The organism is Bradyrhizobium sp. LB14.3 (assembly GCF_040547985.1).
Classification (GTDB): Bacteria; Pseudomonadota; Alphaproteobacteria; order Rhizobiales; family Xanthobacteraceae; genus Bradyrhizobium.
The window spans coordinates 63,596-79,640 of record NZ_JBEPQT010000028.1 but is presented as its reverse complement, the minus strand read 5'-3'; the positions used below and the strand labels follow the sequence as shown (position 1 = coordinate 79,640).

The following is a 16,045-nucleotide window of genomic DNA, read 5'->3' as shown; positions in this document are numbered from 1 at the left end:
CCTTCCAGTCAAGCCGCGCGACGCGCGCCACCAAATTGCGCCGTAGCTAGCGCGGCTTGGCTGGAAGGTCCCGGGGGGCCCGTTACCCCATCTACGGCAGCTCGCTGCATAGCTGATCTACCGCGGCTCTCATCCGCTCGCGCTTTACCCTCTCCCCGATTCCTGATCCTCTATCCCTAATCAGCCGGATCAACCGGCCTGCCCCAGGGAGAGACGCCATGAAGCTCGGCACCGCGATTGCGGAAATCATGAAGCGCGAGGGGATCGAGATCCTCTGCGGCTATCCCGTCAACCATTTGATCGAGCATGCGGCGAAGGCCGATATCCGCCCGGTGATGGTACGGCAGGAGCGCGTCGGCATCCACATGGCGGATGCGATCTCGCGGGTGACCTCGGGACGCAGCATCGGCGCGTTCTGCATGCAGCATGGCCCCGGCGCGGAGAACGCGATGGGCGGCGTCGCGCAATGCTACGGCGAATCCGTTCCCGTGCTGGTGCTGCCGATGGGCTATCAGCGCAGGCTTGCGCATATAGAGCCGAACTTCAGTTCCAGCGAGGCGATGAAGCCATTTTCGAAATCATCCGAGCCGATCATCCTGGCCGCCGAGGTCGCCAATATTTTTCGCCGCGCGTTCACGAAACTAAAGAACGGCCGCGGTGGTCCCGTCATCGTCGAAATTCCTGCTGACATGTGGAACGAAGAGGTGCCGGAGCCGCTGAACTACACGCCGGTGCTGCGCACCCGCTATGGCGCCGATCCCGTTCATGTGAAGGAAGCTGCCGCCCTGCTCGTCAAAGCCAAGCGCCCCGTGATCTATGCCGGCCAAGGCGTGCATTACGCCCAGGCATGGGCGCAACTGAAACGGCTCGCCGAGCGGCTCGCCATTCCCGTCACCACGAGCCTCGGCGGCAAATCGTCCTTCCCGGAAACGCATCCGCTCTCGCTCGGCTCCGGCGGCCTTGCGGTGCCGCGCGCGGTGCCAAAATTCCTCGCCGAGGCCGACGTCATCCTCGGTATCGGATGCTCCTTCACCGAAACCAATTTCGGCATCGCGATGCCGAAGGGCAAGACCATCATCCATTCGACGCTCGATCCGAACCATCTCAACAAGGACGTGGAAGCCAGGATCGGCCTCGTCGGCGATGCCGGGCTCGTGCTCGACGCGCTGCTGGAGGAGATCGGCAGGACCGTCACCGCGGATCGCGACGCATCGGCGGTCGCAGCCGAGATCGCGGCCTCGCACAAGGAGTGGCTGGCCAAATGGATGCCAAAACTCACCAGCGATGACGCGCCCTTGAGCCCCTATCGCGTGCTGTGGGATTTGCAACACACCGTTGACGTCAGCAACACCATCATCACCCATGATGCCGGCAGCCCGCGCGACCAGCTCTCGCCGTTCTGGAAGTCGGTCGAGCCCCTCACCTATCTCGGCTGGGGCAAGACGACGCAGCTCGGCTACGGCCTGGGCCTTGCGATGGGCGCCAAGCTCGCAAAGCCCGACAAGCTCTGCATCAATGTCTGGGGCGATGCGGCGATTGGCTTTACTGGCATGGATTTCGAGACCGCAGTGCGCGAGCGCATCCCGATCATGTCGATCCTCCTGAATAATTTTTCGATGGCGATCGAATTGAAGGTGATGCCGGTCTCGACCGAAAAATATCGTTCGACCGACATTTCCGGCGACTACGCCGCGATGGCGCGCGCCTTCGGCGGCTATGGCGAGCGGGTGACGAAGCCTGAGGACATCATTCCTGCGATCAAGCGTGGCATCCAGAAGACGCGGGAAGGCGTTCCGGTGCTGCTGGAGTTCATCACCAGCAAGGAGACCGAGGTGTCGCGGCCGGGCACGTGAAGCGGGCCGTGTTTTGGCGGCAAACTCACTGGGGCGGGCGCTGGCTCCGGCCGCAGGAGATGTGATAATCCGCCCTGGTGCCGCGCATGTCGCTGCATCAAGCCGGATTGCGAATGACCAGCCCCACCAACGACATCAAGGAACTCGAGCGCCTGTTACAATCGGCCTCAGCCGAAAGCGCGCAGCTTCGCAGCGAGCTTGCGACTGCGCGCGATCGTCAGCGCGCCAGCGCCGGGATCTTGCGTACCATCGCGGCCTCTCCGTCCGATGCCCGGCCGGTCTTCGAGGCGATTGCGTCCAGCTCCAGGCATTTGCTCGGCGGCTTCTCCGCCACCGTGCTTCAATTCATCGGCGACGAGCTGCACCTCGTGGCGTTTACACCAACGAGCCCCGAGGCGGACGAAGGGCTCAAGGCCTCGTTCCCGCGCAAGATTGCCGACTTTCCAACCTTCGCCCTGGTGCGTGGCGGCGAGACGATCCAGTTTCCAGATAGCGAAGCTGCGGACGTCCCGGAGCTGAACCGGAACCTTGCACGGCTGCGTGGCTTCCGCAGCGTGTTGTTCATGCCGCTGATGAACCGGGGTGCTCCAGTCGGCATGATCAGCGTCACGCGCGCCGAGCCCGGCGCGTTCGCGGCCGACCTCGTGCAGCTGCTCCAGACCTTTGCCGACCAGGCCGTGATCGCGATCGAGAATGCGCGCCTGTTCAACGAGACGCGCGAGACGCTGGAGCGCCAGACTGCCAGCGCCGACATTCTGAAAGTGATGGCCGCCTCACCGTCCGACGTACAGCCGGTGTTCGACGCCATCGCCGCCAACGCCAACCGGCTGATCGGCGGCTTCTCCACCGCGGTGCTGCGCTATATCGACGGCGCCGCGCACCTTGCGGCGTTCACGCCGACCGATCCAGCCGGCGATCGCGTGCTCCAGTCCTCGTTCCCGGTGCCGTTCGCGCAGTTCCCGCCCTACCAGCTCGTGGCCCATGGTGCGGCGGCGCAATTGCCCGACACCGAGCTCGAACCGGCGGCCCGCGACATCGCGCGCGCCCGCGGCTACCGCAGCATGCTGTTCGCACCCTTGATGAGCGACGGCGAGGCCATTGGAATCATCATCGCCACGCGGCGAGCGACGGGCGCTTTCGGCGAGCATCATGTGCGGCTGCTGCAGACCTTCGCCGACCAGGCGGTGATCGCGATCAAGAATGTCAGCCTGTTCAACGCCACGAGGGAAGCGCTGGAACGGCAGACCGCGACCGCCGACATCCTCAAGGTGATCGCGGCCTCGCCCGCGGACGTGACGCCGGTGTTCCAGGCGATCTCCGACAGCGCCAAGACGCTGATCGGCGGACATTCCTCCACTGTCACCCGCGTCATCGACGGCCTGCTGCATCTGGCGGCCTTTACCACTGACGTTGAGGCCGGCAACGCGGATCTGCTCAGCTCGTTCCCCGCGCCGCTGTCGGCATCCGGCATTCACAGCCGGGTGGCGACGAGCGGAGAGTTCGCATTCCGAAGCGACATGCAGAACGAGCCCGACCTCACGGACGCCATGAGGGAACTGGCGCGGACCAGAGGTTATCGCAGCATCCTCGTGATCCCGATGCTGCGCGACGGCGTTGCGATCGGCACTATCGGCGTGACGAGGCCGGAGGCCGGTCCTTTCCCGGACAAGGCGATCGCCTTGCTCAAGACCTTTGCCGACCAGGCCGTGATCGCCATCGAGAACACGCGGCTGTTCAACGAGGTGCAGGACCGCACCAGGGAGCTCGCCAAATCGCTCGACGATTTGCGCGCCGCCCAAGACCGGCTGGTCCAGACCGAGAAGCTGGCCTCGCTCGGCCAGCTCACCGCCGGCATCGCGCACGAGATCAAGAATCCGCTCAACTTCGTCAACAATTTCGCGGCGCTCTCCGCCGAGCTGACCGACGAGCTGAACGAGGCGCTCGCGACTGTCCCGCTCGCGGACGACGTCCGTAGCGAAGTCGACGACCTGACCGGGCTTCTGAAGGACAACCTCGCGAAAATCGTGCAGCACGGAACGCGCGCCGATTCTATCGTCAAGAACATGCTGCTGCATTCCCGCGAGGGCGGCGGCGAGCATCGGCTGAGCGACATCAACGCGCTGGTCGAAGAGAGCCTCAACCTCGCCTATCACGGCGCCCGCGCCGAGAAGCCGCAGTTCGACGTGACGCTGAAGCGCGAGCTCGATCCCGCGGCCGGGCAAGCGGAAGTGTTTCCGCAGGAGATCACCCGGGTGCTGCTGAACCTGATCTCGAACGGTTTTTACGCGGTCGCCAAGCGCAAGGCGGATAATGGCGCCGGCGACTACGACCCGATCGTGACCGCGACGACGCGCGATCGCGGCGACAGCATCGAGATCCGCATCCGCGACAACGGCACCGGCATCCCGCACGAGGTGAAGGAGAAGATGTTCAATCCGTTCTTCACCACCAAGCCGGCCGGCGAAGGCACCGGCCTCGGATTGTCGATGAGCCACGACATCGTGGTAAAGCAGCACGGGGGCACGATCGACGTTGCGACCGAGCCCGGCGCGTTCACGGAGTTCAGGATTCTGCTGCCGCGCAAGAGCCGCTTTGCGGAGAACAACGAGGGATAGCGTTACCGGGAGGGTGTCTTGAAGGGTCTCGCGTGGTTCTTTCGGCGGCAACTGCTCTCGCTGTCCGGCGTCGGCCTCATTCTGGGCGCGCTGTTCTTCGCGGCCGCGCTCACGCCAACGCTGATCCCGCGCAGCTATCTCACGCAAGGTGCGCTTGCCGGCGGCTGCTTCGCGATCGGCTACCTCGCCGGCGTCCTGTGGCGCCGGCTGTGGCACTATCTCGAATTGCCCGAGCCGTCGGCGCGCGCACGAGCGATTGCGAATGCGCTGGCGGCAGTCGGCTGCCTGCTCCTCGTCATCGTCTTCCTCTGGCGCACAACCGAATGGCAGAATTCGATCCGCAGTGTAATGAAGATGACCCCGGTCGAGACCGCGCATCCACTCAAGGTCTGCGTGATTGCCATAGTCACGTTCGTGGTGCTGCTGGCGCTGGGGCGGCTGTTTGTGCTTGTCGCCCGCTTCCTTGCCGCACGCAAACGGCGCCTCATGCCGCGGAGAATCGCGAACGTCATCGGCGTGCTCGTTGCAGGCTTGCTGTTCTGGGCGATCGCCAGCAACATCCTGGTCCGCATGGCGTTCAACGCGCTTGATTCGTCCTTCCGTGAACTCGACGCCTTGCACGAGCCCGAGCGGCCGCAGCCGACCGATCCCGGTCGAACAGGAGGCGCGGCATCGCTGGTAAATTGGAGAGAGCTCGGGCGTACGGGCCGCCGATTCATCGCCTCAGGTCCGACCGCAACAGACATCGGTGCAATCACGGGAAGGCCTGCGCAGGACCCTCTGCGCGTCTATGTGGGCCTCGGCAGCCGAGACACCGCGCAGGCGCGCGCCAGGCTTGCGCTCGACGAGCTCAAGCGGCAGCACGGCTTCGACCGCAAAATCCTGATCGTCATCACGCCGACCGGAACCGGCTGGATCGATCCGTCCGCAATCGATACCGTCGAATATCTCCACCATGGCGATGTCGCAAGCGTCGCGATGCAATACTCCTATCTCAATAGCCCGCTGTCACTGCTGTTTCAGCCAGAATACGGCGCGGAGGCTGCGCGCGCGCTGTTCGCGGAAATCTACGGCTATTGGACGACGCTGCCGAAAGAAAAACGGCCGAAGCTGTATTTGCATGGGCTTAGCCTCGGCGCCATGAACTCGGAGAAATCGGCAGAACTGTTCGAGACGATCGGCGATCCCATCGCAGGCGCGCTCTGGAGCGGGCCACCGTTCGAGAGCCGCATCTGGCGCTCGGTCATCGCGAACCGCAATCCGGGCTCGCCGGCGTGGCTGCCGCAATTTCGCGACGGCCGCTTCGTGCGCTTCATGAATCAAAATGGACCGACGGTGCCGGTTGATGCGCCCTGGGGTCCGATGCGGATCGTCTATCTGCAATATGCCAGTGACGCGATCACGTTCTTCGCCTACCGCGATGCCTATCGGGCCCCGGCCTGGATGAGCGCACCGCGCGGGCCGGACGTGTCGCCGGAACTGCACTGGTATCCCATCGTCACGATGCTGCAGCTCGCCCTCGACATGGCGGTCGCAAACGGCACGCCGATGGGCTTTGGCCATGTCTACGCGCCCGAGCATTACGTCGATGCCTGGGTCGCGGTCACCGATGTCCGTGATTGGTCCGCCGACGCGCTGGCGCGGCTTAAAGAGCAGCTTGCGGCGAAGGCGCGGAAGACGAGTGCGGGCGACGCAGGGGACGATCCTTACGACGATCGCGGCGGTTAAATCCCTACTCCGCCATCTCGACCTGCGGGGTGACGGTGGGGCCGGCCAGCGGCCGCTCTTCCATCATGATCAGGCAGAGGGTGGCGCCGGTCATCAGCGCCGTCGCGGCGCCGAAAACGTAGCGGAACGCGTGGCGCATGTCGTCGGCCGGGATTGCGACGCTCCCCGCGACGTGATGCTCGCCGGCGAGCGGAATGTCGGCACCGAGCGCGATGAGCAGGATGGCCGCGAACGCCGCGACCGTGAACGAGGACATCAGCGAGCGGAAGAAGTTCAATGCGCCGGTGATGGTGCCCACCTGTGGACGCGAGACCGAATTCTGCACCGAGACCACGCAGACCGGAAAGGTGGTGCCGAGGCCAAGCGCAAACGCAGCCATCAGCGTCAGCAGGGCCCATAGCGGCAGCGTCATCAAGGTGAGGCCGAGGCCGCACAGCGCAGCCCAGGACGTTCCGACGATGGCGACGCGCTTGTAGTGCTTGGCGCGCGCCATGGTGCGGCCAGCGACGGCCGCACCGATGGTCGAGACGGCCGCGAGCGGAATCAGCGCAAGGCCCGCCTCGCTGGCGCTGAGATGATACACCGCCTCGTAATAGAGCGGGAGCTGCACGGTGAGGCCCGTGATCGCACCGAGCGCGCAACCGCCAGCCGCCAGCCCGAACGGGGCAACCGATCCTCCGAGCAGCGGCAGCGGCAGGAACGGCTCGTCCGCACGACGCGCATGCCACACGAAGGTGACCGCGAGCGCGACAGCGCCGCCCACCATCGCAAGCACGGTCGGCGAGAGCCACGGGAAGCGCGTGCCGCCCCAGGTCAGCACCAGCATGAAGACGACGGCGGAGGCCATCAACAACACGCCGCCGAGCCAGTCGACCTTGCGCTTGCGGTGGAACACCGGGATCTTCTTCATCCTGGGCAGCAGCAACGCGATCGCCGCGGCCGCGAGCGGCACATTGATCCAGAAGATCATCGACCAGTGCAGATGCTCGGCGAACACGCCGCCGATGACCGGGCCGAGAATGCCGCCCACCATCCAGACGCTGGAGAAATAGGCCTGGTACTGGCCGCGCTCGCGTGGGCTCACGACGTCGGAGATCACGGTCTGCACGACAGGCATGATGCCGCCGCCACCCAGTCCCTGGAGACCGCGCGCAAGAATCAGCATCGGCAGGTTCGGCGCGATCGCGCACAGTACCGAGCCCGCGACGAACAGGCTGAGCGAGATGATGATCATGACGCGGCGGCCGTAGATGTCGCTCAGCGACCCGAACACCGGCGCAACCGCGGTCGAGGCGAGCAGATAGGCGGTGATGACCCAGGAGAGATTGGAGACGTCGTGGAACTGGCGTCCGATGGTTGGAAGCGCGGTGGCGACGATGGTCTGATCGAGCGCAGCCAAAAACATCGTCAGCATCAGGCTGATGACGATGGTGCGGACCTCGTCCTGTGACAGCGGCGCCGGCGGCGCCAGTGACGGAGCGTCATCGACGCTCAAGACCTCGGACGGCAGGCGGGACAATTCCTCGGCGATGTCGTCGGGCAATGTCTGGATGTCGGCAGAACTGCTCTGCCGCTCGAACTTGTTCATCTCGACCGGAAGCCATGAGGCGGCGCAACGCCGCGAAGGATTCGTTCTATGCAGCCCAATGTAGACAGCAAAGTTCTTCTCAGGCAGGCACCGCCGCGCATGGGTGCATCCCACCTCACGGTCTTCCCGAAGACGTGATCCGAATTCCCGGCCGATCAGTCCTTTGGACGTCGCTTCAGGCGCGCCCGCTTCGGCAGTTGCGCCGGCCATTGCACGATGTGGTTCTCGAGCTCGTCGTCCGGGATCTGCTCCTCGCTGCCCTCGACCCGTCCGCGTACGGAGACGCCGGCTTCATGCACGGTGTTCGGATCGCCTGACACGAGCGGATGCCACCAATAGAGGTCGCGCCCTTCGGCGACGAGCTTGTAGCCGCAGCTCGGCGGCAGCCAGTTCAGGGTGCGGACATTGGCGGGGGTCAGGCGAACACAGTCAGGAACCTTGTCGGAACGATTCGGGTAGTCCTTGCAGCCGCAGGTCGCGCCATCGAGCAGCTTGCAGCCGACATGGGTGAAATAGATGTCGCCGGTGCCCTCTTCCTCGAGCTTGTTCAGGCAGCAGCGGCCGCAGCCGTCGCACAGGCTTTCCCATTCCGGCCCAGACATCTCTTCCAACGTCTTGGTTTTCCAGAAGAATCCTTCCTGGCCTGAAGGTCGTTTGGGAGCTGCGGTCATGGGCCTCAACAAAAGTTCGAAAGAGCTACGGTTCATGTCATCTAGGGCGTGCAGCCGTGGGGCTGCAAGCAACGCCCGCGTGAGACCCGTAATGAACCGGGGTCAATTAGGCCTGTTGTTCAAAATCGCGAGCGTGACCATTGGTTTATAGGCCCTGCTCGGCTAGAAGGAACAGCAAGTCCCCTAAGGCGCTAGCCGGGCGCCTTGGGTTTGCCGCAACACTCCCGCAAGACGTCTCGATGCCGCCCCGGCCGGGTGCTTGAACGCTTTCGAACCAAGCCTCAAGGGTTCTAGGTGCGCCAGATCATACCATCGCATTGGAAGCAGAAAGTCCGGAATTTCTTCCTGGACCTCGATGCGCGCATCGACTCCTCGCTGTTCTCCTCGGCCAAGGGCATCCGCGAGCTCTACGAGCGCTACTCGACCTTCATGGACCGTTTCTATGTCGGGCGGTGGAAGCGCTGGGTGTTCGTCGAGCCGCTGTCGGAGGCTGCGACCATCGGACTCGGCGGCCTGGTCGTGATGCTCACGCTCGCCATTCCCGCCTTCCGCGAAACTGCGGACGAGGACTGGCTGAAGAAGTCCGACCTCGCGGTGTCCTTCCTCGACCGCTACGGCAATCCGATCGGCAGCCGCGGCATCAAGCATAACGACTCGATCCCGCTGGAAGATTTTCCGGACGTGCTGATCAAGGCGACGCTCGCGACCGAAGACCGCCGCTTCTACGAGCATTTCGGCATCGACATCGCCGGCACCGGCCGCGCGCTCGTCACCAACGCCCAGGCCGGCGGCGTCCGCCAGGGCGGCTCCTCGATCACGCAGCAGCTCGCCAAGAATTTGTTCCTGAGCAACGAGCGCACCATCGAGCGCAAGGTCAACGAAGCTTTTCTCGCGGTCTGGCTGGAATGGCGCCTGACCAAGAACGAGATTTTGAAACTCTATCTCGATCGCGCCTATATGGGCGGCGGCACCTTCGGCGTCGACGGCGCCGCGCATTTCTACTTCAACAAGTCGGCGCGTGACGTGACGCTTGCCGAAGCAGCGATGCTCGCCGGCCTGTTCAAGGCACCGACCAAATACGCGCCCCACATCAACCTGCCCGCGGCGCGCGCCCGCGCCAACGTCGTGCTCGACAACCTCGTCGACGCCGGCTTCATGACCGAGGGCCAGGTGTTCGGCGCCCGCCGCAACCCCGCCTTCGCGGTCGACCGCCGCGACGAGGCGTCGCCGAACTATTATCTCGACTACGCCTTCGACGAGATGCGCAAGCTGGTCGACACCTTCCCGAAATCCTACACCGAGCGCGTCTTCGTGGTGCGCCTCGCGATCGACGCCAATGTGCAGAAGGCGGCGGAAGACGCGGTCGAGAACCAGCTGCGCCAGTTCGGCCGCGATTATCACGCGACCCAGGCCGCGACCGTCGTCTCCGATCTCGACGGCGGCATCCGCGCCATGGTCGGCGGCCGCGACTACGGCGCCAGCCAGTTCAACCGCGCCGCCGACGCCTATCGCCAGCCGGGCTCGTCGTTCAAGCCTTATGTCTACACCACCGCGCTCCTCAACGGCTTCACGCCGAATTCGATTGTGGTCGACGGCCCGGTCTGCATCGGCAATTGGTGCCCGCAGAATTATGGCCACTCCTATTCCGGCGCGGTGACGCTGACGCAGGCGATCACGCGCTCGATCAACGTGGTGCCCGTCAAACTGTCGATCGCGATCGGCCAGAAGGAGCAGCCGAAGGCGCCGAACCCGGCCAAGATCGGCCGCGCCAAGATCGTCGAGGTCGCCCGTCGCTTCGGCCTCAAGGCGCCGCTGCCTGACACCCCGTCGCTGCCGATCGGCTCGGACGAAGTCACCGTGCTCGAGCATGCCGTCGCCTATGCGACGTTCCCGAACCGCGGCAAGGCCGTGACGCCGCATTCCGTGCTGGAAGTGCGCACCGGCGCCGGCGATCCGGTCTGGCGCTGGGACCGCGACGGTCCGAAGCCGCGGCAGGCGATCCCCGCCTCCGTCGCCGCCGACATGGCCGGCATGATGAGCCACGTGGTCAGCGAAGGCACTGCGCGCCGTGCAGCCCTCGACGGCATTCCGACCGCGGGCAAGACCGGCACCACGAATGCTTATCGCGACGCCTGGTTCGTCGGCTACACCGGCAACTTCACCTGCGCGGTCTGGTTCGGCAATGACGACTATTCGCCGACCAACCGCATGACCGGCGGCTCGCTGCCGGCGCAGACCTGGCACGACATCATGCTCGCGGCGCATCAGGGCGTCGAGGTTCGGGAAATCCCCGGCGTCGGCATGGGCCAGAAACTGCCGCGGGAGCCAATCGCCAACGCGCAAGCCAACGCGTCACCGAAGGTGCTGGAGACCAAGCCCGGTCCGCCGCCGGTGCTGACCAAGCGCGGCGCCGACGTCCTTGTTCGTGTCGAGAAGCTTTTGGATGACGCCGCCAAAACCGCGACCAAATCAACCAGCAACGACCCCAAGGCGGCCAAGCCCGCCTCGGCGACAAGCGCGCTCGCCTTCCCGCAGAACTATGCGGAAGAGAACGCGAACCCATCCGTCCCGCGCAAGAACTGATCGAAACAAGTGCGGCTGATCCTGATCACATTGACGGCCCTTCTGCTAGCAACCGTCGTGGGCGTCGGCGCGACCTGGATGACGACGACGCGCGGCACCGAGATCGGCGCGCTGACCATCGGCCCCTGGACCGCGCGCCCGCGCACCGGCACTGCCGACGTCGATCCCTATTCGCGCGCCACCATCGTGCGCAACGGCGAGCTGCCGATCGGTACCGGCGACGGCGTCGCCTTCACCGCAACCGCCGACGACAAGAAGAAGGTGCTCGACGGCCGCTGCGATGTCGTAGTCTCCGGGGTGACGCCGCCGGCGCGGTTCTGGACGCTGACGCTGTACGACCGCAAGGGTCATCTGGTCGCCAATTCGCTGCAGCGCTATGGCTTCACCAGCCAGGAGATCGTGCGCCAGTCCGACGGCTCGTTCGAGATCCGCATCGCCTCGCGCTCGCGCGCCGGCAACTGGCTGCCGACCGGCGGCATCGAGCGCTATGCGCTGATGCTGCGGCTCTACGACACCCCGGTCGGCGTTGCCACGCGCACCCAGCGCGATGCGCCGATGCCCACGATCACGACGGTGGGCTGCTCATGATCCGGCTGCTGTTCACCATCGTTACCGGCGTGGTGCTGGGCCTCGTGGTCCATCTGGTCAGCGTGCTGGCGCTGCCGCGGATCGCGACCCAGGACGCCTATTCGCGGCTGACGCCGATGACCAAGCTCAACGCCGTCACGCAGCTTCCCCTCGCCGATCCCAACACCTCGCCGATGCCGTTCATGGACCCGGCCTTTGCGCTCGCGATCTGCCGCTACGACCTGTCGAACGGACCGATCAAGCTGACCGTGCCCGTCAGCCAGGCCTACACCTCGGTGTCGTTCTACACCCGCAACGAAATCGCCTACTACGCCATCAACGACCGCTCGGCCGGCAAGAAGGTGATCGAGCTCGACCTGATGACCGAGCCGCAGCACAACGAGCTGCCCGAGGACGAAGAGATCACCGCGGCCGACCGCCTGATCATCGATTCCCCTGCTACCACCGGCCTGATCGTGATGAAGGCCTTGGCCCCCGAGCCCGGCCTGATGCAGCAGGCGCAGGCAACCCTCGCTGCCGCAAGCTGCGGACCGCAGACCGAGCAGCCGGCCAAGGCCGAAGCGCCGCGCGGACGGCGCTGACGCGCGCCGCTTCGGCACCGCAAAAATAAAAACTGAAAAACAACCCCATGCACAGTAGCGCGGGCACTGAAATCATTTGCAATTCTGAGCTCGTGCCAAGCACCCGGTCTCGGACTAAGCCGGCCGTGCAGAGCGCCGCGCCGTTCAGCTTTGACACGTCGGGCAAAACACTGGCAGAATGGCACTATCGAGAATTCGTAGAACCCGCGCGGAGAAATCCGCCGCGGGTTTTTTCATGCCGGGGCAGCTCCAAGCTGATGTCAGCCTTTGACCCCGAACCGGACATTGAAGCGTTCCCTCATAGCCCTCGAACGATAATTATGTCGTCGGCCGAAAATGCATAGCCCCGGAAGGCGGTTGTCCTCCATCATTGCTGCGGCCCGCGGGCATGGCCGCAGCGCTGCCTCCTCAACGTTGCGGTTCTTTTTCCGAAGCGCAGGAGTTCGGTATGACCATTCCTCGACGAGGCTCAAAGATGGTTCTGATTGCGCATGTCCTTCGTGAAACCAAAGCGCACCCCGTATTAATCCAATCCTCGGCTGGCTCGGTCGACGGGATTGAACTGCGAGTAATTGCGCCGAATCCGATGGCTTAGTCCTACTTGGAGTGCTGGCAGTGGATTCTTCGTTCGGTGCATTGGACGCATTCGCGTTTGTCGTATTCGCTGTTCTGATCTTTGTTGGCGTCCTAATCGTCGTCAATCTAGGCAAACTTCCAGGCCAGCTCGCTCGCAAATGGAATCACCCCCAGGCCAGCGCGATCAATGCCATGAGCTGGGTCGGGATCGCGACTGGTGGGTTGCTGTGGCCGGTAGCTTTCGTATGGGCGTTCACGAAGCCGTTCGGACTGAGGTCTGGAAAGAACACCCCTGAGCTGGGTAACGTCGAAAGTGACGCCGTGGCAGCCTCACGGCAGCACTCGGTGGAGAGGGAGACACGACCGTGATCGCGATCCTGATCATCGTCTACGTTGCACTCGTTCTCGTACTGTTCAAGGTCCTGCGCCTCAAGCCCACGGCCTATCTGATTGCAGGCTTGATCGTCGCAGGTGTGTTCATGATCGGCGGCGTCGTGGTGGTCTGGACGCAGTCGGCGCCGATTACGGACAAGATGGTGACCAGCCAGTACGTGGTGCAGCTCGTCCCTTACGTCAAAGGGCAAGTCAAGGTGATCCACGCCGAGGCAAATCAACGAGTGAAGAAAGGTGACTTGCTGCTGGAAATCGATCCGGCGCCGTACAAGTACACGGTGAACCAGGTCGAGGCGCAGTTGGCTGCATCGAAGGCCAACGTAAGGCAAGCCGAAGCTGCGCTCGCGACCGCAAAGACGGCCATACCGAATGCGCAGGCCAGTCTCTTAAAAGCGAAGGCTGCTGACGAACTTGCAAAGACCCAGGAGCAAATCGCCCTCAACATTCAGCGCGCGGACAAAGCGGCCATTAGTCAGCTTAACGTAGCCAAGGCAACGCAGGAACGTCAGGAGGCGGAAGCCGCCGTTCAACAGGCCGAAGCGGCCCTTGCGCAAGCGGAGGCTTCTGCGCAACAGGCCGAAGCCGTTGTGCAAACGGCTCAAAGCAACGTTCCGGCCGTTGAAGCGCAACTCGATGACGCGCGGTTCAACTTGGCCCAGTGCAAGATGACGGCGCCAGGCGATGGGTATGTTACCAATTGGCAGGTGCAGATCGGAACCATGCTTGTGCCGATGCCGCTTGCTGCAGCCGGAACATTCGTCAACGTGTCCGATACGGCCGTAGCCGCCGTGTTTCCGCAGAATTGGCTCTCGAATGTCGAGCCCGGCGATGACGTGGAAATGGTGCTCAACCCTTATCCGGGCCGCCTGTTCCTTGGAAAAGTGGACTACGTGATTCCAGCAACTGGGGGAGGTCAATTCACAACCAGCGGCACAATACCGAACGCAGCGCGGATCGGATCCGACGGGCTTTATGCAGTGCGGATCAATTTCAGCGACGATGCCATAGCCCGCAAGCTGTCGCTTGGGTCAGGCGGATCAGCGGCGATCTATACGCAGAAGGGCAAGGCCACGCACGTCATTTCGAAGGTCACGATCCGGATGAAGAAGTGGCTGCTGTACGTCATGCCCTCAGTGGAAAAGCCGCCGTCCTGACGTGCAATACAACAACAAAGAGATACACACGAGTCTGGCCGACGCGTGGGGAGAGAAAATCTTGGAGACTCAGCATCAGGCAACGTTTGGGCGGCCGCACAATGCCCGCGCTATTGCTGGCTGGTCAATTCATGGGTTGCTTGTGGCTGCGCTTCTCCTGCCAACCGTAGCATGTACGATTGGGCCGGATTTTACAGCGCCTATCGCTCCGCTTTCCGAAAAATTTCGTGGCGCAGGCAATCGCGCGGTTAAATCCGGCCCGCTCGAGTATGAACCCTGGTGGGAAGGCTTTCGCGATCCGACGCTCAATCAGCTAATAAAAATTGCGTATAACCAAAATCTGACGCTGGAGAGCGCGGGGACCAAGGTGCTGCAAGCACGTGCCGTGCTGGGAATAGCCATCGGCATAACCTATCCGCAGGTCCAACAGGGAGTGGGGTCGGTCATTTACAATCGGACCAGTGCCGCGACGCCGCTGGCCGGTCCAAATGCGACGCCACAGTACTTCTGGACCGATGGCCTGGCCGCACAGGCGGCCTGGGAGTTGGACTTCTGGGGCAAGTTTCGCCGCGGAGTCGAATCCGCCGATGCCGTGTACCTGGCGTCGATTGCGACTTATGACGGCGTTCTGGTGTCGCTTCTAGCCGATGTCACCGCAACTTATATCGGTATACGCACAATAGAGCAGTTGATCGGGATTGCACGGGCCAATGTCCGCAGGCAGGAACAGGCGCTTAGTATCGCAAAGGCGAAGTTCTCGGGCGGCGGAACTTCGGAGCTTGATGTTTTCCAGGCGACAAATGTCCTCGAGCAGACCCGTGCGGCAATACCCCAATTGACGATACAATTGCAGCAGGGACAAAACGCGCTCTGCGTCCTGCTCGGCGTTCCGCCGCAGTCGCTCGGCATGATGCTTTCACGCTCAATCGGCCGGATACCGTTGCCGCCCGCGTCCGTCGTTGTCGGTATACCCGCGGATCTGTTGCGCCGGAGACCGGACGTCCGAGCAGCGGAGCTTGCCGCGTTGGCACAGAGCGCGCAGATTGGAATCGCCACGACGCAACTCTATCCGGCAATCAGTATTACGGGCACGTTCGGCGGCTCGGCGAGCACCGCCAACGGCCATAATCTAGGCCAGGTCGTCAGTTGGAAGGGCGTGGCGTATGCTGCGGGCCCATCGTTTCAATGGAATCTTCTGAACTACGGCCAAATCACCAACAACATCCGTTTGCAGGATGCCAAGCTGCAGCAATTGCTGATCGACTATCAGAACACCGCGTTGAGCGCCCAGCAGGAGGTGGACAACGGTCTTGCGACATATCTACAATCGCGAAACCAGGCCGCGTATCTGCGTCGCAGCGTTGAAGCGGCAAAGGGAGCCCTCAAAATCGCACTTGAGCAATACGAGCAGGGCGGGACATCATTTACCACCGTACTGACGGCGGAACAGAATCTCTTTCAGGCACAGAACAGCCTGGCCGGCGCTTCGGCCAACGTTCCGCTTGGCCTGACCGCGGTGTTTCGGGCGCTCGGTGGCGGATGGCAGATACGGGAAGGTGGCAACTTCGTCACCGCCGCAACCCTTGAACGGATGCGTGCACGGACGGACTGGGGAAATTTGCTCCCGCCGGCAAACGAGCAACAACCGCTGGCGCCGGGTCTGCCTGGTCCTCAGGATATCGGGCCGACGATCCGGCCTCCCGAATGGTGATGGG

11 protein-coding genes are annotated in these 16,045 nt (G+C 63.5%); 9 read left to right on the top strand and 2 right to left on the bottom strand.

Features of this window, described 5'->3' with window-relative positions; genetic code table 11:
- Window positions 1–188 precede the first annotated feature (188 nt).
- The 3 genes from ABIB00_RS32685 to ABIB00_RS32675 all read left to right on the top strand — a co-directional run bounded on the left by ABIB00_RS32685 (window position 189) and on the right by ABIB00_RS32675 (window position 6,196).
- The gene (locus tag ABIB00_RS32685) at window positions 189–1,853 is read left to right on the top strand and encodes a thiamine pyrophosphate-requiring protein (RefSeq protein WP_354107192.1); all 1,665 of its coding nucleotides are present in this window, start codon (window positions 189–191) and stop codon (window positions 1,851–1,853) included.
- A gap of 113 nt (window positions 1,854–1,966) precedes the next feature.
- A complete protein-coding gene (locus ABIB00_RS32680) occupies window positions 1,967–4,468 on the top strand; it encodes a GAF domain-containing sensor histidine kinase (RefSeq protein ID WP_354107189.1) in 2,502 nt (833 codons plus the stop codon).
- Window positions 4,469–4,486: 18 nt separating this feature from the next.
- Window positions 4,487–6,196: an alpha/beta hydrolase gene (locus tag ABIB00_RS32675; protein WP_354107188.1), complete on the top strand. Its 1,710-nt coding sequence runs from the start codon at window positions 4,487–4,489 to the stop codon at window positions 6,194–6,196.
- A 4-nt stretch (window positions 6,197–6,200) separates the two neighbouring features.
- Here ABIB00_RS32675 and ABIB00_RS32670 read toward each other — a convergent pair whose 3' ends face one another.
- Both ABIB00_RS32670 and ABIB00_RS32665 read right to left on the bottom strand, forming a co-directional pair.
- Window positions 6,201–7,784, bottom strand: a complete 1,584-nt coding sequence (locus ABIB00_RS32670; RefSeq protein WP_354107187.1) for an MDR family MFS transporter — start codon at window positions 7,782–7,784, stop codon at window positions 6,201–6,203.
- A gap of 155 nt (window positions 7,785–7,939) precedes the next feature.
- A complete protein-coding gene (locus tag ABIB00_RS32665) occupies window positions 7,940–8,455 on the bottom strand; it encodes a YcgN family cysteine cluster protein (protein WP_354047161.1) in 516 nt (171 codons plus the stop codon).
- 294 nt (window positions 8,456–8,749) lie between these two features.
- Between ABIB00_RS32665 and ABIB00_RS32660 the strand changes: the two genes are divergently transcribed.
- The 6 genes from ABIB00_RS32660 (at window position 8,750) to ABIB00_RS32635 (ending at window position 16,041) form a co-directional block, all read left to right on the top strand.
- Window positions 8,750–11,038 carry a transglycosylase domain-containing protein gene (locus ABIB00_RS32660; RefSeq protein WP_354107186.1) on the top strand — a complete coding sequence of 763 codons (2,289 nt, stop codon included), beginning with the start codon at window positions 8,750–8,752 and terminating at the stop codon, window positions 11,036–11,038.
- Between the two features lie 9 nt (window positions 11,039–11,047).
- A complete protein-coding gene (locus tag ABIB00_RS32655; protein WP_247447744.1) occupies window positions 11,048–11,626 on the top strand; it encodes a DUF1214 domain-containing protein in 579 nt (192 codons plus the stop codon).
- Window positions 11,623–12,207 carry a DUF1254 domain-containing protein gene (locus ABIB00_RS32650; RefSeq protein ID WP_247349934.1) on the top strand — a complete coding sequence of 195 codons (585 nt, stop codon included), beginning with the start codon at window positions 11,623–11,625 and terminating at the stop codon, window positions 12,205–12,207. Before ABIB00_RS32655 ends, ABIB00_RS32650 begins: the two co-directional genes overlap by 4 nt.
- A gap of 606 nt (window positions 12,208–12,813) precedes the next feature.
- Window positions 12,814–13,152: a DUF3302 domain-containing protein gene (locus tag ABIB00_RS32645; RefSeq protein WP_354047151.1), complete on the top strand. Its 339-nt coding sequence runs from the start codon at window positions 12,814–12,816 to the stop codon at window positions 13,150–13,152.
- Complete coding sequence (locus tag ABIB00_RS32640) at window positions 13,149–14,330, top strand: HlyD family secretion protein (protein WP_247349930.1); 1,182 nt, start codon at window positions 13,149–13,151, stop codon at window positions 14,328–14,330. The genes ABIB00_RS32645 and ABIB00_RS32640 overlap by 4 nt, the downstream gene beginning before the upstream one ends.
- A 61-nt stretch (window positions 14,331–14,391) precedes the next feature.
- Complete coding sequence (locus ABIB00_RS32635; RefSeq protein ID WP_354107185.1) at window positions 14,392–16,041, top strand: efflux transporter outer membrane subunit; 1,650 nt, start codon at window positions 14,392–14,394, stop codon at window positions 16,039–16,041.
- Window positions 16,042–16,045 lie beyond the last annotated feature (4 nt).

Bases quoted from the DNA above. Each gene is read 5' to 3' on its own strand.
- ABIB00_RS32670 (WP_354107187.1), bottom strand. From the start codon at position 7,784: ATGAACAAGTTCGAGCGGCAGAGCAGTTCTGCCGACATCCAGACATTG.
- ABIB00_RS32665 (WP_354047161.1), bottom strand. From the start codon at position 8,455: ATGACCGCAGCTCCCAAACGACCTTCAGGCCAGGAAGGATTCTTCTGG.
- ABIB00_RS32650 (WP_247349934.1), top strand. From the start codon at position 11,623: ATGATCCGGCTGCTGTTCACCATCGTTACCGGCGTGGTGCTGGGCCTC.
- ABIB00_RS32680 (WP_354107189.1), top strand. From the start codon at position 1,967: ATGACCAGCCCCACCAACGACATCAAGGAACTCGAGCGCCTGTTACAA.